This window comes from Modestobacter italicus, from assembly GCF_000306785.1.
Lineage (GTDB): Bacteria > Actinomycetota > Actinomycetes > Mycobacteriales > Geodermatophilaceae > Modestobacter > Modestobacter italicus.
The window spans coordinates 991,592-1,016,032 of sequence record NC_017955.1; the positions used below are offsets into that span (position 1 = coordinate 991,592).

Below are 24,441 nucleotides of genomic sequence, written 5' to 3' on the forward strand. Positions count from 1 at the left end.
GTGGGGGGCAGCGGGGCCCTTCCTCAGCGGCCGCGGCGGCCGCGCCTGACCCGGAGGTAGTCGGCGACCACGTACTCGCCCAGCCGCTCGCTGTCGGGCTGGAACACCCGTCCGCCCGCCCGGGCGGTGATGTCGTGGACGAACTCGACCAGCGAAGGCTCGGGGTCCAGCGCGAACACGTTGAGCGTGGCACCGGAGCGCGCGACCCGCTCCACCTCCGCGACCGTGCGGGCGATCGTCTCGGGCATCGGCGGCCAGCAGAAGTACGGCGTCCCGTCGTCCTCCAGGTGCGCGGTGGGCTCCCCGTCGGTGACCACCAGCACCACCGGCTCGGCGTCCTTGTGCTTGGCGAGGAAGCGGCGGGCCAGCATCAGCCCGTGCTGCAGGTTGGTGCCCTGCAGGGTGTCGACCGACAGCTCGGCCAGCGTCTCCGGGCGGAGCACCTGCGCGGTCGAGGAGAAGCCGATGATCTCGATCGCGTCCTGCGGGAAACGGGTGGTCACCAGCGAGTGCAGCGCCATCGCCGTCGACTTCGCCGCCCCCCAGGTCCCGCGCAGCGCCATCGAGTAGGAGAGGTCGACCAGCAGCGCCACGGCCGCGCCGGTGCGCCGCTCGGTCTCCACCACCTCGAAGTCGTCGACGGCGATCCGGACCCGGCGGCGACCCTCCTCATGGGGCTCACCGGCGGTGCGCAGCACCGCGTTGCGCACGGTGCGGACGACGTCCAGCGGCTGCTCGTCACCGAACCGCCACTCCCGCGAGGCACCGGTGAGCTCGCCCGCCGCACCGGCGTCGGCCACGTCGTGCTCGCCGCGACCGGTGGCGTCCAGCTTGGCGAACACCCGGCGCAGCGCGGTCGCGCCCAGCCGGCGCACCGCCTTGGGCGAGAGCTCCAGCTTGCCGTCGGTGCGGTTGAGGTAGCCCTGCCGTTCGAGCTCCCGCTCCAGCCGGCGCAGCGCCTCGAGGTCGTCGACGGCGGAGCGGCCCAGGGCCTGCTCGAGCAGCTCCTCGTCGATGTCGGCCAGCGAGGCCCCGGCGTAGCCCTGGGACAGCTGCTGGGACAGCGACTCCAGGTCGGCGAGCTCGGCGACCGCGGTGGTCGCGTCGCCCATGCCCAGACCCTGCTCGCCGTCGGGCACCGGGCCGCGCTGCCCCCACGGCAGGTCGGGCCGGGCCTGGCGCAGCGCGTCGGACAGGTGCGCCATCTCGCTCTGCAGGCCCAGGTCGCCCATCGCCTGCTCCATCAGGCCCTGCAGCTCGGCCCGCTGGTCGGGGGAGAGGCCGGCCAGCATCCGCTCCTGGGCCGCGGCCCGCCGGGCCAGGGAGTCGATGAGCTCCTCCACCGACTGCGGGTCGTCGGGGAAGAACTGCCCGTGCTTGTCCATGAAGTCGGCGAACTGCTGGTCGGTGTCCTCGCCGCGGTTGTGCGCGTCGACCAGCGCGGACAGGTCGGCGACCATGTCCTTGACCGCCTGCATCGCGGCGCCGTCGCCGTCCTGCATCTGCTGCAGCGCCTGCTTCATGCCCTGGAAGCTGCTGTCCAGCACCTCCTGGCGGAGGAGGTCCTGGATCTGCTGGTAGGCCTGCGCCGCCTCGGGGGAGCGCCAGGAGTGGTCCTTGAGCGCGCGGACAGCGCCGGCGGTGTCCTCCGGCAGCTGGTCCAGCTCGGCCTCGGCGAGCCGCGCGGCGTCGTCGGGGTCGGGGAACAGCGCGGCGCGCTCGGCTTCCAGTGCCTGGTCCAGCAGCTCGCGGACCTGCTCCAGCGTGCCGTCCATCCGGCCGGCCTGCCGCGCCTGCCGGAGCCGGTCGCGCACCGAGCGGCGGAGCTGGTCCAGCCCGCGCCGGCCGTCGGTGCCGCGGCGCAGCAGGTCGCGCATCGCCTCGCGCACCCCGCTGCCGCCGAGCACCTGGTCGCCGATCTCGTCGACCGCGGCGGCGACGTCGTAAGGCGGTGCCAGCGGGTCGGGCCCGCCGCGCCACCTGCCGTACCGGTAGCCCCGGGGGCGTCGGTCGGCCATCGTCAGGCCCCGTACACGGTGCGGGAGCCGTCCGTGTCCTTGGCCAGCCGGCGGGTGAGGTACAGCCCCTCGAGGGCGAACTCCACGGCCGCGGCGGCCTGCTCGGCCGACTGCTCGCCCTCGGGCACCCCCAGCCGGCCCAGCAGCTGGGCCAGGTGCGGGATGGTGCCCAGCTGGCCGAGCAGCGCCGCCGCCGGCACCAGGTCACCGGACTCGACCGTCTCGCCGCTGCTGAAGTGCTCCTGCAGGCCGGTCAGGTCCAGCCCGCCGCAGCGGGCCCGGAAGGTCTGCGCCGTGGCCTGCCGCAGCAGGTGCTCCAGCACCTCGAGGTCGCGGTCGTCGTCGTTGTCGGTGCCGGCGTCGGCGAACTCGACCTTGCCCCGGCTGGCCGGGACGATGCTGGGCAGGTCGACCACCCGGGCCACCGGCCGGGGCTCCCCGGCCACCGCCGCCCGCCGGACGGCCGAGGCGGCGACCGTCTCCAGCCCGGCGATGGCGAACCGGGCGCTGACCCCGGAGCGCTGGTCGACGTGGCTGGACTCGCGGACCAGCCGGGTGAACCGGGCGACGATCTCGACCAGGTGCTCGGGGACGATCGGGGCGTCGAACCCGGTACCGCCGAGCCAGGTGGTCTGCGCCTCCTGGCGCAGCAGCCGGAGCTCGTCGGCCAGCTCGATCGGGTAGTGGGTGCGGACCTCGGCGCCGAACCGGTCCTTGAGCGGGGTGATGATCCGCCCGCGGTTGGTGTAGTCCTCGGGGTTGGCGCTGGCGACCAGCAGCAGGTCCAGCGGGAGCCGGACCCGGTAGCCGCGGATCTGGATGTCGCGCTCCTCGAGCACGTTGAGCAGCGCGACCTGGATCCGCTCGGCGAGGTCGGGCAGCTCGTTGACGCTGAAGATGCCGCGGTTGGTGCGCGGCACGAGGCCGTAGTGCACGGTCTCCGGGTCGCCCAGGGTGCGGCCCTCGGCCACCTTGATCGGGTCGACGTCGCCGATCAGGTCACCGACGCTGGTGTCGGGGGTGGCCAGCTTCTCGCCGAACCGCTCGCTGCGGTGCAGCCAGCCGACCGGGGTCGCGTCGCCGTGCTCGGCGACCTGCCGCCGGCCCCAGACGCTGATCGGCTGCAGCGGGTGCTCGTTGAGCTCGCTGCCGACCAGCACCGGCGTCCACTCGTCGAGCAGGCCGACCAGGGTGCGGATGAGCCGGGTCTTGCCCTGGCCGCGCTCACCGAGCAGGACCAGGTCGTGCCCGGCGATCAGGGCGCGCTCGACCTCGGGGACGACGGTGTCCTCGAAACCGACGATTCCGGGGAGGGAGGGCTCGCCGGCGGCCAGCCGGGCGAGCAGGTTGTCGCGGATCTCGGCCTTGACCGGCCGGGGGGCGGCCCCGCTGTCGCGGAGCTCGCCCAGGGTGGTGGGAGGAGGAGGGGTGGGGGACTGCGAGGTCCCCAGCGGTGCGGCGTCCGTCACCTCGACCACGGTACGACGGGGGAGTGACAGTCGGGTGCTCCGTCGTCCTGCGCACCGGGACTGCGAGGATCGGCCCGTGTCCGTCACCGGTGCAGTGCCCCTGGTCAGCGGAGCCGACGTCGAGGAGGCCGCCCGCCTGCTGGACGGCGTGGTCCGGCGCACGCCGCTGGAGCACTCCCGCGCCCTCGCCGAGCGGGTCGGCGGCCCGGTCTGGCTCAAGTGCGAGAACCTCCAGCGCACCGGCTCGTTCAAGATCCGCGGTGCCTACACCCGGATCGCCCGGCTGACCCCCGAGGAGCGGGCCCGCGGCGTGGTCGCGGCCAGCGCCGGCAACCACGCGCAGGGCGTCGCGCTGGCCGCCCGGGAGCTCGGCGCCGCGGCCACCGTCTTCATGCCGGAGACCGCGCCGCTGCCCAAGGTCGCCGCCACCCGCGGCTACGGCGCCGACGCCCGGCTGGGCGGGGACACGCTCACCGACGCCATCGTCGACGCAGTCCGGTTCGCCGCCGAGACCGGGTCGGTGTTCATCCACCCGTTCGACCACCCCGACGTCATCGCCGGGCAGGGGACCGTCGGTCTCGAGGTGCTCGAGCAGTGCCCGGACGTGGCCACGGTCGTGGTCTGCACCGGCGGCGGGGGGCTGGTGTCCGGGATCGCCGCCGCGGTCAAGGCCCGCCGCCCCGACGTCCGGGTCGTCGCCGTCCAGGCCGCCACCGCCGCGGCGTTCCCCGCGTCGCTGGCCGCCGGCCACCCGGTGCCGCTGACCGCGATGGCCACGATGGCCGACGGCATCGCCGTCGCCGCTCCCGGCGACCTCACCCTGGCCCACGTGGCGGGCCTGGTCGACGAGGTGCGGACCGTCACCGAGGGCGACCTGAGCCGGGCCCTGCTGTTCTGCCTGGAGCGGGCCAAGCTGGTCGTCGAACCGGCCGGGGTCGCCGGCGTCGCCGCTGTGCTGGCCGACCCCACCGCCTTCGCCCCGCCGGTGGTCGCGGTCGTCTCCGGCGGCAACATCGACCCGGTGCTGATGATGAAGGTCGTCCAGCACGGCATGGCCGCGGCCGGGCGCTACCTGACGCTGCGGGTCCAGGTGCCCGACCGGCCGGGTTCGCTCGCCGCGCTGCTGCGCGAGCTGGCCGGGCTGTCGGCCAACGTGCTGTCGGTCGAGCACGAGCGGACGACGGCGCGGCTGGACCTCGGCGAGGTCGAGGTCGGCGTGCACCTGGAGACCCGCGGGCCCGACCACGAGCAGCACGTGCTGGCCGCCCTGGCCGCCGCCGGGTACGCACCCCGCGTCGACTGACCGGCGCCGATGACTTCTCCGCACGGCCCCGGTCTCCACCGCTGAGCCCCCGCACCGCGGCGGCTCAGGACGGACCAGTCGTCGGAGGAGCGCTCATGCACCACACCCGCCGGGTGCGCGGAAGAGCAGACGAGAAGTGTCGGACGGCGGGCCTAGCGTGCCCGGCATGACCAACGCCGTCGTCGTCGAGGGGCTCGTGAAGCGCTTCGGGGAGAACACCGCGCTCGGTGGGGTGGACCTCACCGTGTCCGAGGGCACCGTCCTCGGGCTGCTGGGGCCCAACGGGGCGGGCAAGACCACCGTCGTCCGGATCCTCAGCACCCTGCTGCGGCCCGACGCCGGGCGGGCCGAGGTGAACGGGCTCGACGTGGTCACCCAGGGCGACCAGGTCCGGGCCACCATCGGGCTCACCGGCCAGTACGCCGCGGTCGACGAGTACCTGACCGGGCAGGAGAACCTGGAGATGGTGGGGCGGCTGTACCGCCTGGGCAAGCGGGAGGCCCGCTCCCGCGCCGGTCAGCTGCTCGAACGGTTCGAGCTGACCGACGCGGCGAACCGGCCGGCGAAGACCTACTCCGGGGGCATGCGCCGTCGGCTGGACATCGCCGCCTCGCTGATCGCCCGGCCCCGGGTGCTGTTCCTCGACGAGCCGACGACCGGCCTCGACCCGCGCAGCCGGCTGGGCATGTGGGAGTTCATCGGCGACCTGGTCAGCGACGGGACGACGATCCTGCTCACCACCCAGTACCTGGAGGAGGCCGACCGGCTCGCCGACCGCATGGTCGTCATCGACAAGGGCGAGGTGATCGCCCGCGGCACCGCCGACGAGCTGAAGGCCCAGGTCGGCGGCGAGCGGTTGGAGCTCACCGTCGCCTCGGCGGAGCAGCTCGACGACGTCGCCGAGGCGCTCGGCCCGTTGGCCCAGGGGGAGCTGCAGCGGGACCAGCAGTCCCGGCGGCTGTCGCTGCCGGTCACCGGCGGCACCGACACCCTCGCCGAGGCCCTGCGCCGGCTCGCCGGCGTCCGCGCGGACGTGCTGGACATCGGGTTGCGCCGGCCCGACCTCGACGACGTGTTCCTCACCCTGACCGGGCACGCCACCGAGGAGAAGGCGACGGACGACGACAGCCGGCCCACGGCCGCAGCGACCGCAGGAGCGCAGTCATGACCACCCTGGCCGAGACCCTCTCCGACAGTGCCGTCATCACCCGGCGCAACCTGATCAAGGTCAAGCGGGTGCCCGACCTGATCGTCTTCGCGACCCTGTCGCCGATCATGTTCGTCCTGCTGTTCCGGTTCGTGTTCGGCGGCGCCATCAACGTGCCGGGGGGAGTGAGCTACGCCGAGTTCCTGCTGCCGGGCATCTTCACGCAGACGGTGATCTTCGGGTCGACCATCACCGGCGCGAGCATCGCCGAAGACCTGCAGAAGGGCCTGATCGACCGGTTCCGCTCGCTGCCGATGTCCCGGTCCGCCGTCCTGATCGGCCGGACGGTTGCGGACCTGGGGCTCAACGCCCTCTCCATCGCGGTGATGGCGCTGACCGGGCTGGTGGTCGGCTGGCGGATCCACAGCTCGGTCGGCGAGGCGATCGCCGGCTTCCTCCTGCTGCTGGTGTTCTCCTACGCGATCTCCTGGCTGATGGCGCTGGTCGGCCTGACGGTCCGCACGCCGGAGGTGGTCAACAACGCCAGCTTCATCGTGATCTTCCCGATCACCTTCGTGGCCAGCACGTTCGTGCCGCTGGAGACCTTCCCGACGGTGCTGCGCCGCTTCGCCGAGTGGAACCCGGTCTCCACGGTCGCGCAAGGGGCACGGGAACTGTTCGGCAACATCCCGGCCGGGGTGCCCGAGCCCGGCGTCTGGTCGTTGCAGCACCCGCTGGCGTACTCGCTTCTCTGGGCTGCGCTGATCCTGGCGGTCTTCGTGCCGCTGTCGGTGCGGAAGTACCTGCGTACCGCGAGCCGCTGAACGACCTCGGCCTACGCCACCGCTCGCGGACTCGCGTCGGGCCACCGGGAGGCCAGGTCGGTGGGGTCGGCGGCCGGGGACGAGGATGGTGCCGATGAGCACCGAAGCCCCGGCCGGATCGCCGACCCTCGCCCCCCTGTCCTCGTCCCACCCGCTGGCGGCGCCCTCCGAGCTGCCCTACCAGCTGCCGCCCTTCGCCGAGATCACCCCGGAGCTCGTCCGGGAGGCGCTGCTGGCGGGCATGGCCGAGCAGCGGGCCGAGGTCGCCGCCCTGGTGGCGGACCCGGCCGAGCCCACGTTCGAGAACACGATCGTCGCGCTGGAGCGGTCCGGGCAGCTGCTGGCCCGTGCGGAGCGGGTGTTCTACACCATGACCTCGGCCGTCTCCTCCGACCGGATCCGGGAGATCGAGCGGGAGATCTCCCCGCTCGCCGCCGCCCACGACGACGCCCTGCGGCTCGACCCGGCGCTCTTCACCCGGGTCGACGCGGTGCACGCCGGGCGCGCCGAGGCCGGCCTGGACGAGGAGTCGGTCCGGCTGGTCGAGCGCTACCACCTGGACTTCGTGCTCGCCGGCGCCGGCCTCGACGAGGCCGGTCGGGCCCGGCTCAGCGAGCTGAACCAGCGGCTGGCGGAGCTGAGCACCACCTTCGACCAGAACCTGCAGGCGGCGACCGAGGCCGCCGCGGTGGTGGTCGAGGACGTGGCCGAGCTCGACGGACTCTCCGAGGGGGAGGTCGCCGCGGCAGCCGGGGCGGCTGCCGAGCGCGGCCGGGCGGGCGCCCACCTGCTCACCCTGGTGCTGCCCAGCGGGCAGCCCGCGCTGGCCAAGCTGCGCGACCGGGAGGTGCGCCGCCGGCTGTACGAGGCGTCGGTGACCCGTGCCTCGAGCGGTGAGCACGACAACGGGCCGATCGCCGCGGAGATGGCCCACCTGCGCGCGGTCCGGGCCCGGCTGCTCGGCTTCGACACCCACGCCGACCTCATCGCCGCCGACCAGACCGCCAAGACCTCGGCTGCGGTCGACGCCCTGCTCGCTGAGCTGGTCGGTCCGGCGCGGGCCAACGCCGAGGCCGAGGCCGAGGTGCTGCGCGAGCTGGCCGCTGCCGACGGCGTCGAGCTGGCCCCCTGGGACTGGGCCTTCTACTCCGAGCGGGTCCGGGCGGAGCGCTACGCCGTCGACAGCGCCGCGCTGCGCCCCTGGTTCGAGTTGGACCGGGTGCTCGTCGACGGCGTCTTCCGGGCGGCCGAGCTGCTCTACGGCTACACGTTCCGCCCGCGCCCCGACCTCGTCGGCTACCACCCCGACACCCGGGTCTGGGAGGTGTCGGGTGCCGACGGCGAGTCCGTCGGGCTGTACCTCGGTGACTTCTACGCCCGGGAGGGCAAGCGCGGCGGCGCCTGGATGAGCTCCTTCGTCACCCAGTCGACGCTGCTCGGCACCCGGCCGGTCGTGTTCACCAACCTCAACGTCAACCGTCCGGCGGCCGGTCAGCCGACGCTGCTGACGCTGTCGGAGGTCACCACGCTGTTCCACGAGTTCGGCCACGCGCTGCACGGGCTCTTCTCCGCGGTCACCTACCCGCGGTTCTCCGGCACCAGCGTCTCCCGCGACTTCGTCGAGTACCCGAGCCAGGTCAACGAGATGTGGGCGCTGTGGCCGGAGGTCCTCACCTCCTACGCGCGGCACGTCGAGACCGGCGAGCCGCTCCCGCTGGCGACGGTGCAGGCCATCGAGGCCGCCGCGCTGTGGGGCGAGGGCTTCGCGACGCTGGAGTACCTGGCCGCGACCCTGCTGGACCAGGCCTGGCACCGACTCGACGCCGACACGCTGGTCGAGGACCCGCAGGCGTTCGAGGCGGCGGCGCTGGCCGCAGCGGGGGTGGCGTTCGACCTGGTCCCGCCCCGGTACCGGACGACGTACTTCCAGCACGTCTTCGCCGGCGGGTACTCGGCCGGCTACTACTCCTACATCTGGTCCGAGGTGCTCGACGCCGACACCGTGGAGTGGTTCAAGGAGAACGGCGGGCTGCGCCGCGCCAACGGCGACGTCTTCCGCGACCGGCTGCTCGCCCGGGGCGGGTCCGTCGACTCACTCGCCGCGTTCCGCGCCGTCCGCGGCCGCGACGCCGACACCGCCCCCCTGCTGCGGAGGCGCGGCCTCGTGAAGGCGTGAGCCCGATCTGCAGTTGATCATCGGCGGGTGGTCGCGACCGACGGCGTGTCGGCCAGCCACCTGCCGATGATCAACAGCGGACGGCGGGTTCAGAGCCAGGGGAGGGCGAGGACCAGGTCCAGGTCGTCGGGCGCCGCGCCGTCGCGGACCAGCCGGTTGGGCTGGCGGTGGCCGCACCGCGTGCAGCGGTGCACCACCTGCCAGCCCTTCCCGGACTTCTCCACCAGGCCGACCGGCTCCATCAGGGCCCGGCAGTCGCTGGCCCGGTCACCCGGCAGCTCGTCGACGTGCAGCGACCACAGGCACCACGGGCAGTGGTTGCGGTAGTGCCCGTCGGTGTTGGCCGGCACCAGCGTCGAGCAGTGCCCGCAGACGAAGTCGGTGTTCTCCGCCCGCCGCGAGCGCGCGCGGCCGCCGTCCACGGTGCTGGTCATGCGGTCGGTCAGGGCACGAACGGCTCGACGGCCAGGACCTTCACGGAGATGTCCTTGCCGTTGGGAGCCGTGTAGGTGATCGTGGCGCCCGGTGCCGCACCGACGATCGCCGCGCCCAGCGCCGACTCGGGGGAGTAGACGGTGAGGTCGGTGGTGCCGGCGATCTCGCGGGAGCCGAGGAGGAACTTCTCGGTGTCGTCCTCGTCGCCGTCGAAGGCGATGGTGATGACGGTGCCCAGCGCGGCGTTGGTGGCCGTCGTCGGCGCCGCGCCGACCCGCGCCTTGCGCAGCAGGTCGGTGAGCTGGCGGATCCGGCCCTCCTGCTTGCCCTGCTCCTCGCGGGCCGCGTGGTAGCCGCCGTTCTCCTTGAGGTCACCCTCCTCGCGACGGTCGTTGATCTCCTTGGCCATCGCCGGACGGTTCGCGATCAGCTGGTCGAGCTCGGCGCGCAGCCGGTCGTGGGCCTCCTGCGTCAGCCAGACGCCCTGGTCCTGCTGGTCAGTCGGGGTGGACACGGGATCACTCCTGGTGCTCGAGAGCGCGACCCTCCGTCAGGAGGGCCACCGGTGGTCAATCCGGGCAACCTAACACCGCACGGCCCCGCTGTGCAGACACCCGCGGAACGGAACCGGCCGGGACCGGGTCGTCCGGGGAGTGGTGACCGGCACACCCGCGACGCTCCGGGCCCTTCGCCGCGCCGGCCCGCCGAGGGGGACAATGGCGCGGTGACCGATGCTGATCAGCTGCGCCTGCTCGCGGTGCACGCCCACCCCGACGACGAGTCGAGCAAGGGCGCGGCGACCATGGCCAAGTACGTCGCCGAGGGCGTCCGCGTGATGGTGGCCACCTGCACCGGCGGCGAGCGCGGCTCGGTGCTGAACCCCGCCATGGACCGCCCCGAGGTCTGGGAGCGGATGGCGGAGATCCGCCAGGCCGAGATGGCCAGGGCGCGCGAGATCCTCGGGGTCGAGCAGGCCTTCCTCGGCTTCGTCGACTCCGGGCTGCCCGAGGGCGACCCGCTGCCGCCGCTGCCCGAGGGCTGCTTCGCCCTGGTGCCGATCGAGGAGGCCGCGGCGCCGCTGGTCGCCCTGATCCGCCGGTTCCGGCCCCAGGTGATGACCACCTACGACGAGCGGGGCGGCTACCCGCACCCCGACCACATCCGCACCCACGAGATCTCGGTGCACGCCTTCGAGGCGGCCGGCGACCCGGAGCGCTACCCCGAGCTCGGCGAGCCCTGGCAGGTCAGCAAGCTCTACTACCACATGAGCTTCACCCTGCCGCGTACGAAGGCGCTGCACGAGGCGGTGCTGGCGACCGGCGGCGAGTCCCCGTACACGGAGTGGCTGGCCAACTGGGACCCGGAGAAGGACATCTCCCACCGGGTGACCACCCAGGTGCCCTGCGCGGAGTACTTCCCGGTGCGCGACGCCGCGCTGATCGCGCACGCCACCCAGATCGACCCGACCGGCCGCTGGTTCTCCGTGCCGCTGGACGTGCAGAGCGAGGCCTGGCCCACCGAGGACTACGAGCTCGCCCGCTCGCTGGTCGACTCGCCCGTCCCCGAGGACGACCTGTTCGCCGGCGTCCGCAGCTCGGCGGAGGTGTCGTGACCACCGCGTTGACCCTGTTCGCGGCCAACCAGCCGCAGCTGCCCGAGGACGTCGGCAAGGCCGGCCCGCTCGGCCTGCTGCTGATCGTCGTCCTGCTCGTCGCGGTGGTCTTCCTCGGCCGGTCGATGGGGCGCCACCTCAAGCGCGTCCCGCGCAGCTTCGACCCTGCCGACCAGGTGCCGGACACCCCGGCCGAGCTCATCGACGTCCCCGCCCGCGATCCGGGCGAGGATCTGCTCGACACCCTGCGGCGTGCGCCGTTGGCCATCGAGCCGCCCCGCCGCCCGGACGACGGCGGGACCCCACCCCGGGCATGAGGACGACCCGGGCCGCGGCCCGGGTCGCCTGCTGCCGCGCTACCAGCGGTGTGCGACGTCGATCACCAGACGGGGCGTGTGATCGGTGTTCGGCGTGCCGTCCAGGGTGAAGACCCGGAACGGCAGCCGGGCACGCACGCCGAGCGCGAGCGTGGTCTGACCCTCGAACGACCCGGCCCAGGCGACCTGCCGGAAGGTGCTGTACCCGCCGACGGCCACCACCTCGCGCCGGTTGCGCGGCTCGAACGTCGCGCCGTGCTCGCCGTACGCCGGTGCCTTGACGATGACCTGCAGGACCGCGCCACCGCGGACCGGGACGACGGCGCCCGAGCCGTCGGCGACGACGGTGCGCACGTAGCGCACGTCGTAGGAGCCGAAGGTGGCGTCCTGACCGCCGACGTCGAACACCAGGCGGTCGAAGCAGGCGTGCCGGCCGGCGCGGACGCCGTTGAGCGATTCGGTGTCGGCACGGGTGTCGTGTGCCTTCGGCAGCGAGCCCCACGACACGCTGCAACGGTCGGCGGCACTGGCCGGGGTCGCGCCGACCAGCACCGCGGCGACCGCGGTCAGGACGGCCAGGACGAGGGCGACGGAGCGGGATCGGGCGGTGGTCACGGCTTCCTCCAGGGGGTGGTGTGGACCCCTGCAGAGTCGCGCGACACGCCGACCCTTACCAGATGCACAGCGACTGCACAACAGACGAGCCTCGGCGAGTCGACTGGCAGATCTCGTGGGACGTGCGGTGCGCCGGACCTCGCCATGATCGAGAGGTCGCCCTGCGTAGTCGCCGCGGACCGGTAGCCCGGTCGCCGGCGGGGTACCCCGGGGACGTGCCGAACCGCCTCGCCGCCGCGACGAGCCCCTACCTGCTGCAGCACGCCGACAACCCGGTCGACTGGCAGGAGTGGGGCGCCGACGCGTTCGCCGAGGCGCGGGCCCGCGACGTCCCGGTGCTGGTGTCGGTGGGCTACGCCGCCTGCCACTGGTGCCACGTCATGGCCCACGAGTCCTTCGAGGACGCGGCGACGGCGGCGCAGCTGAACGCCGGCTTCGTCTGCGTGAAGGTCGACCGCGAGGAACGGCCGGACGTCGACAGCGTCTACCTGGCGGCCACCCAGGCGCTCACCGGTCAGGGCGGCTGGCCGATGACGGTGTTCACCACCCCGGACGGCGCGCCGTTCTACTGCGGCACCTACCTCCCGCCCCGCCCGCACCCGGGGATGCCGTCGTTCCGCCAGGTGCTCGACGCGGTCACCGACGCCTGGACCCACCGGCGCGCGGGGCTGCAGGACGCCGGTCAGCGGATCGTCGAGGGCATCTCCGGTCGGCTCGACCTCGGCGCCCCGACGCCGCTGACCGCGGACCTGCTCGACGGCGCCGTCCGCGCCCTGGCCGACCGGTACGACCGGGAGGCCGGCGGGTTCGGCGGGGCCCCGAAGTTCCCGCCGTCGATGGTGCTCGAGTTCCTGCTCCGCGCGCACGCCCGCCGCGGTGACGAGGACGCGCTCGGCATGGCCCGGCACACCGCGGAGGCGATGGCCCGCGGCGGCATCTGCGACCAGCTGGCCGGCGGCTTCGCCCGCTACTCGGTCGACGCCGGGTGGGTGGTGCCGCACTTCGAGAAGATGCTCTACGACAACGCGCTGCTGCTGCGGGCGTACTCGCACCTCTGGCGCACGACCGGGGCGGACTGGGCCCGCCGGGTCGCCGACGAGACCGCCCGCTTCCTCATCCGCGACCTGGGCACCGCGGAGGGCGGCTTCGCCTCGGCCCTGGACGCCGACACCGAGGGGGTCGAGGGGCTCAGCTACGTCTGGACGCCGGCCCAGCTGCGCGAGGTCCTCGGGGACGACGACGGCAGCTGGGCCGCGCAGGTGTTCGGCGTGACGCCCGAGGGGACCTTCGAGGAGGGTGCCTCGACGCTGCAGCTGCGGCGCGACCCCGACGACGGCGAGCGGCTGGCCCGGGTGCGTGCGGCGCTGCTGCAGGCCCGGGCCCGGCGCCCGCAACCCGCCCGGGACGACAAGGTGGTGACCGCCTGGAACGGGCTGGCCATCGCGGCGCTGGCCGACCATGGGGCGCTCACCGGCGACACCGAGCTGGTCCGCGCGGCCGGTCGTGCGGCGGACCTGCTGCACCGGGTGCACTGGGTCGACGGGCGGCTGCGCCGGGCGTCCCGGGGCGGCGTGGTCGGGGCGCACGCCGGCGTCCTGGAGGACCACGGCGACCTGGCCGAGGGGCTGCTCGCGCTGCACGCCGCCACCGCCGAGCCCCGGTGGCTCCGCTGGGCAGGGGAGCTGCTCGACGTCGTGGCCGCCCGGTTCGTCGACGCCGACGGCCGGTGGTACGACACCGCCGCGGACGCCGAGGCGCTCGTCCACCGCCCCTTCGACCCGGCCGACGGCCCGACGCCGGCCGGGATCGCGGCCGCCGCCGGCGCGCTGGTCGGCTATGCGGCGCTGGCCGGGTCGCCGGAGCACCGGGCCCGGGGCGAGGAGGCGCTGGCGTCGCTGGCCCGGCTGGTGGAGGTGGCCCCGCAGGCCGCCGGCTGGGCGGCGGCCGTGGGGGAGGCGCTGCTCGCCGGCCCGCTGGAGGTCGCGGTCAGCGGACCGGCCGGGCCGCAGCGCGCGGCGCTCGAGCAGGCGGCGCGGCGCTCGACGAGCCCCGGCGCGGTGGTGGTCGCCGGGGAGCCCGGCGCGGCCGGGGTGTCGCTGCTGGCCGATCGCCCGCTGGTCGGCGGCGCTCCGGCGGCCTACGTCTGCCGGGGCTTCGTCTGCTCCGCGCCGGTCACCGACGTGTCCGCTCTGAGCGCAGCGATGACCGGTCCGCACAGCTGATTACACGATTACAGTGCTGCACGTACCACCGTCGTCCCGAGGAGGACACCGTGCACGCACACCACCGCTTCCCCCCTGAGGGCTTCCCCGGCCGGGGCCGCGCCCGCGGCCGGGCCGCCGACGCCCCGCCGCCGATCGAGCGCGCCGAGGTCGCCGGCTGGTTCGCCGGCCGGTTGCCCGACGAGTGGTTCACCGGCCCGGTCGAGCTGGTCATCGACCGCGACGAGATCACCGTCATCGGTGCCGTGGCCGAGCCGGACGCCGGCGACGGCGACCCGGCGGCCGCCCGCGCCGGCCGGATCGCCCGGTTCCGCGAGCAGACCCGCTCCGCCCGGATGGCGATCGCCGACGCGGCGCAGGAGCGGTACGGCCGCTCGGTCGCCTGGGGCGCCTCCTGTGGCGACGTCCGCGAGCTGTTCACCACGCTGTCGGTGCCGGTGATGACCCGGCTGCGCCAGCCCGAGCGGCTCGTCCTGGACACCCTCGTCGACGCCGGGGTCGCCCGCTCCCGGTCCGAGGCGCTCGCCTGGGCGGTGCGGCTCGTCGGGCAGCACACCGACGACTGGCTGTCCCAGCTCCGCGAGGCGATGGCCGCCGTGGAGCAGGTCCGCGCGCAGGGTCCCGAGGTGAGCTGAGGAAGGACCCCGCTGCCCCCCACGCCTCGCAGGCTCGGCGCGGGCCCCTGCAGCGGGGCCGGTCCCAGCGGCGCACCTGGGACACTGGGCGGTGTGACCACTGACGTCGAGCCCACCCGCACCGACGTCCTGGTCGTCGGGGCCGGACCGGCCGGGTCCGCGGCCGCAGCCTGGGCGGCGCGGGCCGGCACCGACGTCGTCCTCGCCGACGCCGCGGTCTTCCCCCGGGACAAGACCTGCGGCGACGGGCTGACCCCGCGCGCGATGGGCGAGCTGGACCAGCTCGGCCTCGGCGACTGGGTGCGGTCCAAGGGGCGCAACCGCGGCCTGCGGGCGGCCGGCTTCGGCCAGGAGCTGCTGCTGCCGTGGCCGGGGGGGCTCGCTGCCCGACCACGGCGGTGCCGTCCCACGCACCGAGCTCGACGCCCGGATCCGCGACGTGGCCCTGGGCGCCGGCGCGCAGCCGCTCGAGGGCGCCCGCGCGGTGGACGTGGAACGGGACGGCGACCGGGTGACCGGGGTGGTGTTCCGCCGTCCCGACGAGTCGACGGCGACGGTCCGCTGCGACCGGCTGGTCGTGGCCGACGGCGCCCGCTCCCCGCTGGGCCGGGTGCTCGGCCGGGAGTGGCACCGGGACACCGCCTACGGCGTCGCCGCCCGCGGCTACATCGCCTCCGGCCGCAGCGACGACGAGTGGATCTCCTCGCACCTGGAGCTGCGCGGGGAGGACGGCGAGCTGCTGTCCGGCTACGGCTGGGTCTTCCCGCTGGGTGACGGCGAGGTGAACGTCGGCGTGGGCACCCTGGCCACCGAGCGCCGCCCGGCCGACGTCCGGCTGCGCAGCCTGCTGGACCTGTACGCCGACCTGCGGCGCGACGAGTGGCAGTTCGACGGCGCCGTCCGCGCGCCGGCCAGCGCCCTGCTGCCGATGGGCGGCGCGGTCTCCGGGGTCGCCGGGCGCAACTGGGCGCTGATCGGTGACGCGGCCGGCTGCGTCAACCCGCTCAACGGGGAGGGCATCGACTACGGCCTGGAGACCGGGCGCAGCGTCGTCGAGCTCCTCGGCACCGACGACTGGACCGGTGCCTGGCCGGCGGTGCTGCGCCGGCACTACGGCGAGGCGTTCTCCATCGCGCGGCGGCTGGCCGGCCTGCTGACCGTGCCGCGGCTGCTGCCGGCGGCCGGGCCGGTCGGCATGCGGTCCCGGGCGCTGATGACGGTGGCCCTGCGGGTGATGGGCAACCTGGTCACCGAGGCCGACCGGGACGTGGTGGCCCGCGCCTGGCGGCTGGCCGGCCGGCTGTCGGTGCGGCTGGACCACCGCGCGCCCTTCTCCTGAGCGGCGCGCGGCCTACACGAAGGGACTGTTGAAGACCGCGAAGTACACGGCGACGTAGTGGCAGGCGGCGGCCACGATCGTCATCGCGTGGAAGACCTCGTGGTAGCCGAAGGTCCCCGGCCAGGGGTTGGGGCGCTTGGACGCGTAGGCGATCGCCCCGACGCTGTAGAGCAGCCCGCCGACGGCCATCAGCACCAGGACGGTGACCCCGACCAGCTGCAGGATGTCGACGAGCACGAAGACGGCGGCCCAGCCCAGCGCCAGGTAGATCGGCACCCCGAGCCAGCGGGGGGCGTGCGGCCACACCATCTTCAGCGCCACACCGAGCAGCGCCCCGGTCCAGACCGTGCCCAGCAGCCACCAGCCGGTGGGCTCCGGGACGGCCAGGAAGGAGAACGGCGTGTACGTGCCGGCGATGAACAGGAAGATCATCGAGTGGTCGGCGCGCTTCATCAGCTTCCAGCCGCGCGGTGACCAGCGGCGGCGGTGGTACAGCGCGCTGACCCCGAACAGGCCGAGGATGGTCAGGCAGTAGACGGTCACCGGCCAGCCCGCGCGGGGGCCCTGCACGAAGGCCAGCGGGATGAGCACCGCGGCCGCCGCGATCGCGCCGAAGAAGGCGAACAGGTGCAGCCAGCCGCGCATCCGGGGGCGGGTGTCGGGGTGGTCGTAGTCCCGGTCGCCGTACTCGGTGAGCGCCCACTCGCCCTGGTGGGTGATCGCCTCGAGCGGCACGCCCTCCTCGCGGACGACCCCGAGCGCCTCGCGGAGCGGGGCCTCGAGCTCCGCGCCGTCGGCGGTGACCCGGACGGAGTCGTCGCGGTCGGAGGAGACGGTCATGACCCGAGGTTACGGAGACCGGGAGGGGCCGTCATCCCAGGACGGCTGTGAGCTTCCCGGCCCCCCGCCCGGCCCCGATCCGCCCTGCGGTCAGCCGGTCGGGCACCCGGGTCCTACTGTGGCGGCGTGGGGGTTCGCGCATGGGTCCGCGAGCAGCTCACCGTGCTCTACGAGCACCGGATCGCCCGCTCGCTGACCGGCGCCGACCTGCCCCGGCACGTCGGCGTGATCATGGACGGCAACCGCCGCTGGGCGCGGGCGATCGGGCTCGAGGACGTCGCCCACGGGCACCGCCGCGGCGCGGAGAAGATCGTCGACCTGCTGGGCTGGTGCGATGACGCCGGCGTGCAGGTGGTGACGCTCTTCCTGCTCTCCACCGACAACCTCGGCCGGCCCGAGCCGGAGCTCAGCGCGCTGCTGTCGATCATCGAGGACGTCGCCACCGACCTCTCCCGGCCGGGCCGCCGGTGGCAGCTGCGCGCGATGGGCGCGCTGGAGCTGCTGCCGGCCGAGACGGCGGCGGTGCTGAAGAAGGCCGAGGAGGACACCCAGGGCCGGCCGGGTGCGCACGTCAACCTCGCGGTCGGCTACGGCGGCCGGCAGGAGATCGCCGACGCCGTCCGGTCGCTGCTGGCCGAGCACGCCGAGCGGGGGACGACGCTGCCGGAGCTGGTCGAGGCGCTGGAGGTCGACCACATCGCCGAGCACCTCTACACCCGCGGCCAGCCCGACCCGGACCTGGTGATCCGCACCAGCGGGGAGCAGCGGCTCTCGGGCTTCCTGCTCTGGCAGACGGCGAACGCCGAGTTCCACTTCACCGACGTCTACTGGCCCGACTTCCGGCGGGTCGACTTCCTCCGGGCGCTGCGGGACTACGCCGCCCGGCACCGCCGCTTCGGCGCCTGACCTGCCCCGGCGGCAGGGGCCCGGGGCGGGCGCTGAGAGGATCGGCGGCATGGCAGCCGGCGCGGTCGACGTCCCCCTCGAGTACGTGCGGCTGGGGCTGCGCTTCGACCGGCTCGAGCCCGGCTTCGTCGACGCGTACACCGGCGACCCGCGGCTGCGCGCCGCGGTCGCCGACGAGCCGGCGCCGACCCCGCACCGGCTCCGGGACCAGGCCCGGGCGCTGCTGGGCGAGCTGGACTCCGCGCAGCTGCCGGCCGACCGGGCGGCGTACCTGCGCGGTCAGCTGACCGGGCTGGAGTGCAGCGCCCGCAAGCTGGGCGGGGAGCCGGTCGGCTTCATCGACGAGGTGCAGGCCTACTTCCAGGTGCAGGTCACCCTCGGTGACCCGGCCGACTACGCCGCCGCGCACGCCGCGCTGGAGCAGCTGCTGCCCGGCGGCGGCTCCCTGGCCGAGCGCTACGCGCTGCACCGGCGCCGGGAGGAGTGCCCGCCGCAGCGGCTGGAGGCCGCCGTGCACGCGCTCTCCTCCGCCCTGCGCGACCGGGTCCGCGGCCGGTACGGCCTGCCGGAGGTCGAGACGGTCCGCTACGAGGTGGTCACCGACAAGCCGTGGTCGGGCTTCAACTACTACGAGGGCGACTACCGCTCCCGGGTCGCGATCAACGCCGACCTGCCGCACCGGCTCAGCCAGCTGCCGCACCTGGTGGCGCACGAGGCCTACCCCGGCCACCACACCGAGCACTGCCGCAAGGAGCGTGGGCTCGTCGAGCGCGACGAGCACCTGGAGCACACCGTCTTCCTGGTCAACACCCCCGAGTGCCTGATGGCCGAGGGGCTGGCCGACCTGGGGATCGAGGCGTCGGTCGGGGCGGGCTGGGGACCGTGGGCGGCCGAGGTGCTGGGCGACCTCGGGCTGCGCTTCGACGGGCACCTCGCCGAGCAGGTGGCCGCGGCGGCGGCGCCGCTGAACCGGGTCCGCCAGGACGCGGCGATCATGCTGCACGACCGCGGCGCCGACCCCGACGCGGTCATCGCCCACCTGCAGCGCTGGGCGCTGGTCAGCCCCGACCGGGCCGCCCAGCAGCTCCGTTTCCTCACCGACCCGCTGTGGCGCGCCTACATCTCCACCTACGTCGAGGGCTTCGACCTGCTGTCGACCTGGCTGGCCGCCCGCCCGGCGGAGCAGCCGGTGGCCGACCGCTTCGTCCGCCTGCTCGACGAGCCGCTGACGCCCGCCGGGATCACCGCCGAGCTCGCGGGCGTCTGACGCCGTGGCACGGGGGACGCCGCAGGAGCGGCGGCTGCTCGGCCTGTGGACGGCGGGCTGGCTGGCCCTGCTGCTGCTCATCGGGCTGTTCTGGGTGGGGAACGTCGCGGTGGAGTGGCCGGTGCTGCTGGTGCCGGTGGTCTGGGCGCTGCTGGCGCTGCGACCCCGCCGGGAGGAGTGAGCCGCGGCACCGGTGCCGCCGGGAGCGCGGTGCGGCGGGCAGAGTTGGGCCATGTCGACCACGCGGTTGCTGCTGCTCGGGGCGGTGCGGATCTTCCAGCCGGTGCACGGCTACCTGCTCCGCCGCGAGCTGCTGACCTGGCAGGTCCAGGACTGGGCGCACCTCAACCCGGGGTCCATCTACTCCGGCCTGCGCACGCTGGCCAAGCGGGGGCTGCTGGAGGAGACCGAGGGCGAGCCGGTGTCCTACCGGCTCACCGCCGACGGCGAGGTCGAGTACCAGCGGCTGCTCGGCAGCGCGCTGCGCCGGCCCGAGCCCGGCGACCCCAGCCGACTGCTCGGCGGCCTGTGCTTCTTCACCACGCTGCCGCGCGACGAGGTCCGGGAGGCGCTGCGCGCCCGCGACCTCGTGCTGGAGGCCATGGTGTCCGGGATGGACTCGGCGGTGCGCGGGGTCGAGTCCTCCCGGATGGCGCCGGCCAGCACGGTCGAGCTGTTCCACGCGACCCGCGCCTGGGTCGACGGCGAACGGGGCTGGGTGCGGGAGGTCTGCGCCCGCATCGACGCCGGGCACTACCGCTTCGCCGACGACCCGCAGGGCCCCGACCGGCCGGTCGGCGGGCTCTGGCCGGCCGCCGTCCTCGACCCGCCGGGCGGTGCTTGATTCAAGAACGAGCTTGACCCCATTTAGTCAAACTTGAACACTGGCCGGGTGATCCACGCCCGCGGGCTCGCCCGCACGTTCCGGAAGAAGAAGCAGGAGGTGCACGCCGTCGCCGGTGTGGACCTCGACGTCGAGGCCGGGGAGATCGTCGGCTTCCTGGGCCCGAACGGGGCCGGCAAGACCACCACGCTGCGGATGCTCACCACGCTGCTCGCGCCGACCGCCGGCACCGCCACCGTCGCCGGCTGCGACCTGGTCACCGACCCGGTGGGCGTGCGGCGGCGGATCGGCTACGTGTCGCAGAGCGGCGCCACCTACCCCGACGCCCGCGCGGGGGAGGAGGTCGTCGACCACGCCCGGCTGTACGGGATCAGCACCGCCGAGGCGACCGCCCGCGGCAAGCAGCTGTTCCGCGAGCTCGACCTCGACGGGCTGTGGGAGCGGCAGCCGAAGTCGATGTCCGGCGGCCAGCGGCGCCGGCTCGACATCGCCGTCGGCCTGGTGCACGTGCCCGGGCTGGTCTTCCTCGACGAGCCGACCACCGGGCTGGACCCGCAGGCGCGGGCCAACCTGTGGCAGCACATCCGGGGCCTGCGCGAGGAGCGGGGGACGACGGTCTTCCTCACCACGCACTACCTGGACGAGGCCGACGCCCTCTGCGACCGCATCCTGGTCATCGACGCCGGCCGGATCGTCGCCGAGGGCACCCCCGACGCGCTGAAGTCGCAGGTCGGCGGGGACGTCCTGACCGTCACCGTGGAGCACGCGGAGACCGCCGGCCGGGTCGCCGCGCTGATGGCCGCGCTGCCCGGCGCCGAGGCCCCGCAGGTGCTCGACACCCGCGTCGTCGGCCGCGCGCCGCACGGCGGTGCCGCGCTGATGAGCCTGGTCCGCGAGCTGGACGCCGCCGGGATCCCCGTCGCCGGGATCGAGAGCCGCCGGCCCAGCCTGGACGACGTCTTCCTCGACCTCACCGGCCGGTCGCTGCGGGAGAGCGGCGGCCCACCCGTCCCCGCCGACCGCACCCCCGCCGAGCAGCCGCAGGAGATGGCCCGATGAGCACCGCGACCACCGCCCCGCCGACCCCGACGACGACCGAGCCGAGGAGCAGCGTCGCCCGGGACACCTACACGGTGTTCGCCCGGGCGATGCGGATGTCGCTGCGCAACCCGGCCTGGCTGGTGATCAGCCTGATGCAGCCGGTGCTGTACATCGTGCTGTTCGGCCCGCTGCTCGAGCCGCTGAGCAGCCAGCTCGGGTCGGGCAACGCCTACCAGCTGTTCGTGCCGGGCATCCTCGTGCAGCTGGGCATCTTCGGCGCGCTGTTCGTCGGCTTCGGCCTGATCGCCGAGTACCGGGCCGGGGTCATCGAGAGCCAGCGGGTCACCCCGGCCAGCCGGACCGCGCTGCTGCTGGGCCGGGTGATGCGCGACGTCGTCGTCCTGCTGGTGCAGGGCACGCTGCTGGTCCTGGTGTCGATCCCGCTGGGGCTGCGCGCGCCGGTGCTCGGGGTGGTGCTGACCCTGGTCGTCATCGCGCTGCTCGGGGCGGCGTTCGCCTCGGTCTCCTACGCGCTGGCGCTCACGCTCAAGAGCGAGGACGCCTTCGCGCCGCTGCTCAACGCCGTCGTCCTGCCGGTCCTGCTGCTGTCGGGGATCCTGCTGCCGATGACGCTGGCCCCGGGCTGGCTGCAGGCGGTCAGCGACGTCAACCCGCTCAAGCACGTCGTCGAGGGCGCCCGGTCGTTCTTCGACGGCGACTACGGCAGCAGCACCGCCTGGTGGGGTGCCGGGCTGACGGTGGCCATGGGGTTGCTCGGCTGGTGGTTCGGCGTCCGACGTTTCCGGCAGGAGTCGAGCTGAACGGGAGGTTTCCGCCAGATCACCAATGACCTCCATGTCACCCGTTGGCGTGTCTTGCCAGTGTTTTTGTCAGCCCCGGGGCCTAGCGTCCGCAGTGGAGGACGGGTTCCACCCCGTCGTCCACGGGAGGCCCGGTTGGTGCGACTTCGTACGTCGACCAGAGGGGCCGCGTCCCGGCCCCTGCGCCGGGACCCGGCCACCCTCGAGCCGGGGCGCGCTGTGCGCCCCACGGGAGTCGACTCGTGACCACTCGCCGCACGTTCGTCCTCGACACCTCCGTCCTGCTCTCCGACCCGGGCGCGCTGCTGCGCTTCGACGGGCACGACGTGGTGCTGCCCCTCGTGGTCATCAGCGAGCTGGAGGCCAAGCGCGACCACCCGGAACTCGGCTGGTTCGCCCGGCAGACCCTGCGCGCGCTCGACGACCTGCGGCTCCAGCACGGCCGGCTCGACGCCCCCGTCCCGGTCGGCGACCAGGGCAGCACGGTGCACGTGGAGCTGAACCACAGCGATCCCTCGGTGCTGCCGGCCGGCTTCCGCAACGACAGCAACGACAGCCGGATCATGGTGGTCGCGCTCAACCTCCGCGGTGAGGGCCGCGACGTCTGCCTCATCACCAAGGACGTCCCGCTCCGGGTCAAGGCCGCGGCGCTGGGCCTGGAGACCGACGAGTACCGGGCGCTGGGCGCCGTCGACGCCGGCTGGACCGGGATGGCCGAGCTCTCCGTCGACGAGTCGGAGATCCAGTCGCTCTACGAGCGCGGGTCGGTGCACCTGCCGGCTGCCGCGGAGCTGCCCACCCACACCGGGCTGGTGCTGCTGTCCGCCCGCGGCTCGGCGCTGGGCCGGGTGCTGCCGGACAAGCAGGTGCGGCTGGTCCGCGGCGACCGGGACGCCTTCGGCCTGCACGGCCGGTCCGCCGAGCAGCGGATCGCGCTGGACCTGCTGCTGGACCCGGAGATCGGGATCGTGTCGATGGGCGGCCGCGCGGGCACCGGCAAGTCGGCGCTGGCGCTGTGCGCGGGCCTGGAGTCGGTGATGGAGCGGCGGGCGCACAAGAAGGTCGTGATCTTCCGGCCGCTGTACGCCGTCGGCGGCCAGGAGCTCGGCTACCTGCCCGGCAGCGAGGGCGAGAAGATGGCGCCCTGGGCGCAGGCGGTCTTCGACACCCTCGGCGCGCTGGTCTCCTCCGAGGTGGTCACCGAGATCCTGGCCCGCGGGCTGATCGAGGTGCTGCCGCTGACCCACATCCGCGGGCGGTCGCTGCACGACTCGTTCGTGATCGTCGACGAGGCGCAGTCCCTGGAGCGCGGGGTGCTGCTCACCGTGCTGTCCCGGCTGGGCACCAACAGCCGGGTGGTGCTGACCCACGACGTCGCGCAGCGGGACAACCTGCGGGTCGGCCGGCACGACGGCGTCACGGCGGTGATCGAGGCGCTGAAGGGCCACCCGCTGTTCGCCCACGTGACCCTGACCCGCTCCGAGCGCTCGCCGATCGCCGCCCTGGTCACCGAGATGCTCGAGGACCTGCCGCTCTGACGGTGTGCGCTGAGGCCGGGTCCCCCGGGTCGGAACCCGGCCTCAGCGCACACCGAACAGCCGCCGGCGCGCGGCATGGGTCGACCGGACGTCCTGCTGGCACCCCGCGGCATCGCCGGTCATCCGGGCGTAGCCGAACCGGAGGGTCTGCCAGCCGACCGTGGCGAGCACCGCGTCCCGCCGGATGTCGTCCTCGCGTTGCCGACGGGAGCCGTGCCAGGCCGCGCCGTCCATCTCCACGGCCAGCAGGACGTCGTCGTAGGCGGCGTCCAGCGCGAAGCGCTCACCGGCCACGGTGATCCTCCGCTGCTGCACGAAGGGCGGCATGCCGGGTGCGCGCAGGACGTGCAGGCACCCCCAGATCTCCAGCTCGGACTGGCACCCGTCGGCCAGCAGCTGGACCAGCTCGGCGAGCTCCGTGCGGCCCGGCAGCCGCGGCCGACGGGCGAGCTCCGCCGCGATGTCCCCCGCCGAGCAGAGGCGTCGACGCACCGCCGAGATCGCCGCCGCCCGCAGCGAGGGGCGGGCCTGACCTCGCGACCAGCCCCAGGCATCGACCACGGCGCGCGCGACGCAGGTGACGGGGATGCCGGACACCCGGCGGGTGAGCTCGCCGATGTCGGGAGAACGGTGCAGCAGCACGCCGGCCGACCCTCGGGCGCTGCGCGAGGCCCCGACGGTGAGGTGCACCGGCCCGCCTGCCGGTGGCAGCAGGTCCCACAATGCCAGGGCCGTGCCGTGGCTGACCACGGCGCCACGGACGTGCGCCAGTGCGGCCACCCGCGTCCGCCAGTCCCGGGCGGCCACCGGTGTGGCGTACACGCCGGGCTGCAACCGGACCAGCCGACCGGTGGCCACCCACGCGTCCACCGTGCCCCGGTCCACCCGGTGGACGAGCCGCTGCCGGGTGATCCAGCCGGTCGGGCCCACCAGTGCGTCGACGTCCCAGGTCACTCGAGGAGCGTGTGCGGCCACGGGGTCGCGCGGCCCGTGGTCCGCGGATCTGTGGACGACGGAGCACGGTGTGCGCTCGAGCGGGGTCCGAGCGTTCGGAAGCCCGCCTCAGCGCACG

The 24,441-nt window shown here is 74.4% G+C and carries 23 protein-coding genes and 1 pseudogene; 17 read left to right on the forward strand and 7 right to left on the reverse strand.

What is annotated here, in order from left to right; all coding sequences use genetic code 11:
* Positions 1 to 23 precede the first annotated feature (23 nt).
* Positions 24 to 2,018: a VWA domain-containing protein gene (locus tag MODMU_RS04750; protein ID WP_014739042.1), complete on the reverse strand. Its 1,995-nt coding sequence runs from the start codon at positions 2,016 to 2,018 to the stop codon at positions 24 to 26.
* A 2-nt stretch (positions 2,019 to 2,020) separates the two neighbouring features.
* Positions 2,021 to 3,487, reverse strand: a complete 1,467-nt coding sequence (locus MODMU_RS04755; protein ID WP_051144125.1) for a sigma 54-interacting transcriptional regulator — start codon at positions 3,485 to 3,487, stop codon at positions 2,021 to 2,023.
* Between the two features lie 76 nt (positions 3,488 to 3,563).
* On the opposite strand from MODMU_RS04755, the gene ilvA reads away from it, so the two are divergent.
* The 4 genes from ilvA (at position 3,564) to MODMU_RS04775 (ending at position 8,937) form a co-directional block, all read left to right on the forward strand.
* Entirely contained in the window at positions 3,564 to 4,790 is a 1,227-nt protein-coding gene (gene ilvA / locus MODMU_RS04760) for a threonine ammonia-lyase (RefSeq protein WP_014739044.1), read from the forward strand.
* Between the two features lie 166 nt (positions 4,791 to 4,956).
* Positions 4,957 to 5,958 carry a daunorubicin resistance protein DrrA family ABC transporter ATP-binding protein gene (locus MODMU_RS04765; RefSeq protein ID WP_014739045.1) on the forward strand — a complete coding sequence of 334 codons (1,002 nt, stop codon included), beginning with the start codon at positions 4,957 to 4,959 and terminating at the stop codon, positions 5,956 to 5,958.
* Complete coding sequence (locus MODMU_RS04770) at positions 5,955 to 6,761, forward strand: ABC transporter permease (RefSeq protein WP_014739046.1); 807 nt, start codon at positions 5,955 to 5,957, stop codon at positions 6,759 to 6,761. Before MODMU_RS04765 ends, MODMU_RS04770 begins: the two co-directional genes overlap by 4 nt.
* Before the next feature lie 94 nt (positions 6,762 to 6,855).
* Positions 6,856 to 8,937 carry a M3 family metallopeptidase gene (locus MODMU_RS04775; RefSeq protein WP_014739047.1) on the forward strand — a complete coding sequence of 694 codons (2,082 nt, stop codon included), beginning with the start codon at positions 6,856 to 6,858 and terminating at the stop codon, positions 8,935 to 8,937.
* An 89-nt stretch (positions 8,938 to 9,026) separates the two neighbouring features.
* Here the strand turns inward: MODMU_RS04775 and MODMU_RS04780 are convergent, their stop codons facing one another.
* Entirely contained in the window at positions 9,027 to 9,371 is a 345-nt protein-coding gene (locus tag MODMU_RS04780) for an RNHCP domain-containing protein (protein WP_014739048.1), read from the reverse strand.
* 8 nt (positions 9,372 to 9,379) lie between these two features.
* A complete protein-coding gene (gene greA / locus MODMU_RS04785; RefSeq protein ID WP_014739049.1) occupies positions 9,380 to 9,886 on the reverse strand; it encodes a transcription elongation factor GreA in 507 nt (168 codons plus the stop codon).
* 210 nt (positions 9,887 to 10,096) lie between these two features.
* Here greA and mca point away from each other — a divergent pair, with 210 nt between their 5' ends.
* Both mca and MODMU_RS04795 read left to right on the forward strand, forming a co-directional pair.
* Entirely contained in the window at positions 10,097 to 10,984 is an 888-nt protein-coding gene (gene mca, locus MODMU_RS04790; protein WP_014739050.1) for a mycothiol conjugate amidase Mca, read from the forward strand.
* On the forward strand, positions 10,981 to 11,301 hold the full coding sequence (locus tag MODMU_RS04795; RefSeq protein ID WP_014739051.1) for a hypothetical protein: 321 nt from the start codon (positions 10,981 to 10,983) through the stop codon (positions 11,299 to 11,301). The genes mca and MODMU_RS04795 overlap by 4 nt, the downstream gene beginning before the upstream one ends.
* Before the next feature lie 39 nt (positions 11,302 to 11,340).
* Here the strand turns inward: MODMU_RS04795 and MODMU_RS04800 are convergent, their stop codons facing one another.
* Entirely contained in the window at positions 11,341 to 11,916 is a 576-nt protein-coding gene (locus tag MODMU_RS04800) for an AMIN-like domain-containing (lipo)protein (RefSeq protein ID WP_014739052.1), read from the reverse strand.
* A gap of 215 nt (positions 11,917 to 12,131) precedes the next feature.
* Here MODMU_RS04800 and MODMU_RS04805 point away from each other — a divergent pair, with 215 nt between their 5' ends.
* The 4 genes and pseudogenes from MODMU_RS04805 to MODMU_RS04815 all read left to right on the forward strand — a co-directional run bounded on the left by MODMU_RS04805 (position 12,132) and on the right by MODMU_RS04815 (position 16,112).
* Entirely contained in the window at positions 12,132 to 14,138 is a 2,007-nt protein-coding gene (locus tag MODMU_RS04805) for a thioredoxin domain-containing protein (protein WP_014739053.1), read from the forward strand.
* Positions 14,139 to 14,188: 50 nt separating this feature from the next.
* Positions 14,189 to 14,773: a hypothetical protein gene (locus MODMU_RS04810; protein WP_014739054.1), complete on the forward strand. Its 585-nt coding sequence runs from the start codon at positions 14,189 to 14,191 to the stop codon at positions 14,771 to 14,773.
* 93 nt (positions 14,774 to 14,866) lie between these two features.
* A pseudogene (locus tag MODMU_RS29945) lies at positions 14,867 to 15,049 on the forward strand (FAD-dependent monooxygenase); the annotation flags it as partial.
* Between the two features lie 163 nt (positions 15,050 to 15,212).
* Positions 15,213 to 16,112 carry an FAD-dependent monooxygenase gene (locus MODMU_RS04815; protein WP_014739056.1) on the forward strand — a complete coding sequence of 300 codons (900 nt, stop codon included), beginning with the start codon at positions 15,213 to 15,215 and terminating at the stop codon, positions 16,110 to 16,112.
* 12 nt (positions 16,113 to 16,124) lie between these two features.
* Here MODMU_RS04815 and trhA read toward each other — a convergent pair whose 3' ends face one another.
* Entirely contained in the window at positions 16,125 to 16,952 is an 828-nt protein-coding gene (gene trhA, locus MODMU_RS04820; protein ID WP_014739057.1) for a PAQR family membrane homeostasis protein TrhA, read from the reverse strand.
* 126 nt (positions 16,953 to 17,078) lie between these two features.
* Between trhA and MODMU_RS04825 the strand changes: the two genes are divergently transcribed.
* The 7 genes from MODMU_RS04825 (at position 17,079) to phoH2 (ending at position 23,369) form a co-directional block, all read left to right on the forward strand.
* Positions 17,079 to 17,858, forward strand: coding sequence for an isoprenyl transferase (locus MODMU_RS04825; RefSeq protein ID WP_014739058.1), 780 nt, complete (start codon positions 17,079 to 17,081; stop codon positions 17,856 to 17,858).
* 49 nt (positions 17,859 to 17,907) lie between these two features.
* On the forward strand, positions 17,908 to 19,125 hold the full coding sequence (locus MODMU_RS29950; RefSeq protein WP_014739059.1) for a hypothetical protein: 1,218 nt from the start codon (positions 17,908 to 17,910) through the stop codon (positions 19,123 to 19,125).
* Positions 19,126 to 19,129: 4 nt separating this feature from the next.
* Entirely contained in the window at positions 19,130 to 19,306 is a 177-nt protein-coding gene (locus MODMU_RS28345) for a hypothetical protein (RefSeq protein ID WP_014739060.1), read from the forward strand.
* 51 nt (positions 19,307 to 19,357) lie between these two features.
* Positions 19,358 to 19,969, forward strand: a complete 612-nt coding sequence (locus tag MODMU_RS26745; protein ID WP_014739061.1) for a PadR family transcriptional regulator — start codon at positions 19,358 to 19,360, stop codon at positions 19,967 to 19,969.
* A gap of 48 nt (positions 19,970 to 20,017) precedes the next feature.
* Positions 20,018 to 21,028, forward strand: coding sequence for an ATP-binding cassette domain-containing protein (locus tag MODMU_RS04840; RefSeq protein ID WP_014739062.1), 1,011 nt, complete (start codon positions 20,018 to 20,020; stop codon positions 21,026 to 21,028).
* Positions 21,025 to 21,831, forward strand: coding sequence for an ABC transporter permease (locus MODMU_RS04845; RefSeq protein WP_014739063.1), 807 nt, complete (start codon positions 21,025 to 21,027; stop codon positions 21,829 to 21,831). The genes MODMU_RS04840 and MODMU_RS04845 overlap by 4 nt, the downstream gene beginning before the upstream one ends.
* A gap of 242 nt (positions 21,832 to 22,073) precedes the next feature.
* Positions 22,074 to 23,369 (forward strand): RNA 5'-3' helicase PhoH2, encoded by a 1,296-nt coding sequence (gene phoH2, locus MODMU_RS04850; RefSeq protein WP_014739064.1) that lies wholly within the window; start codon positions 22,074 to 22,076, stop codon positions 23,367 to 23,369.
* Between the two features lie 42 nt (positions 23,370 to 23,411).
* Here phoH2 and MODMU_RS04855 read toward each other — a convergent pair whose 3' ends face one another.
* Positions 23,412 to 24,323 (reverse strand): DUF559 domain-containing protein, encoded by a 912-nt coding sequence (locus tag MODMU_RS04855; RefSeq protein ID WP_014739065.1) that lies wholly within the window; start codon positions 24,321 to 24,323, stop codon positions 23,412 to 23,414.
* Positions 24,324 to 24,441 lie beyond the last annotated feature (118 nt).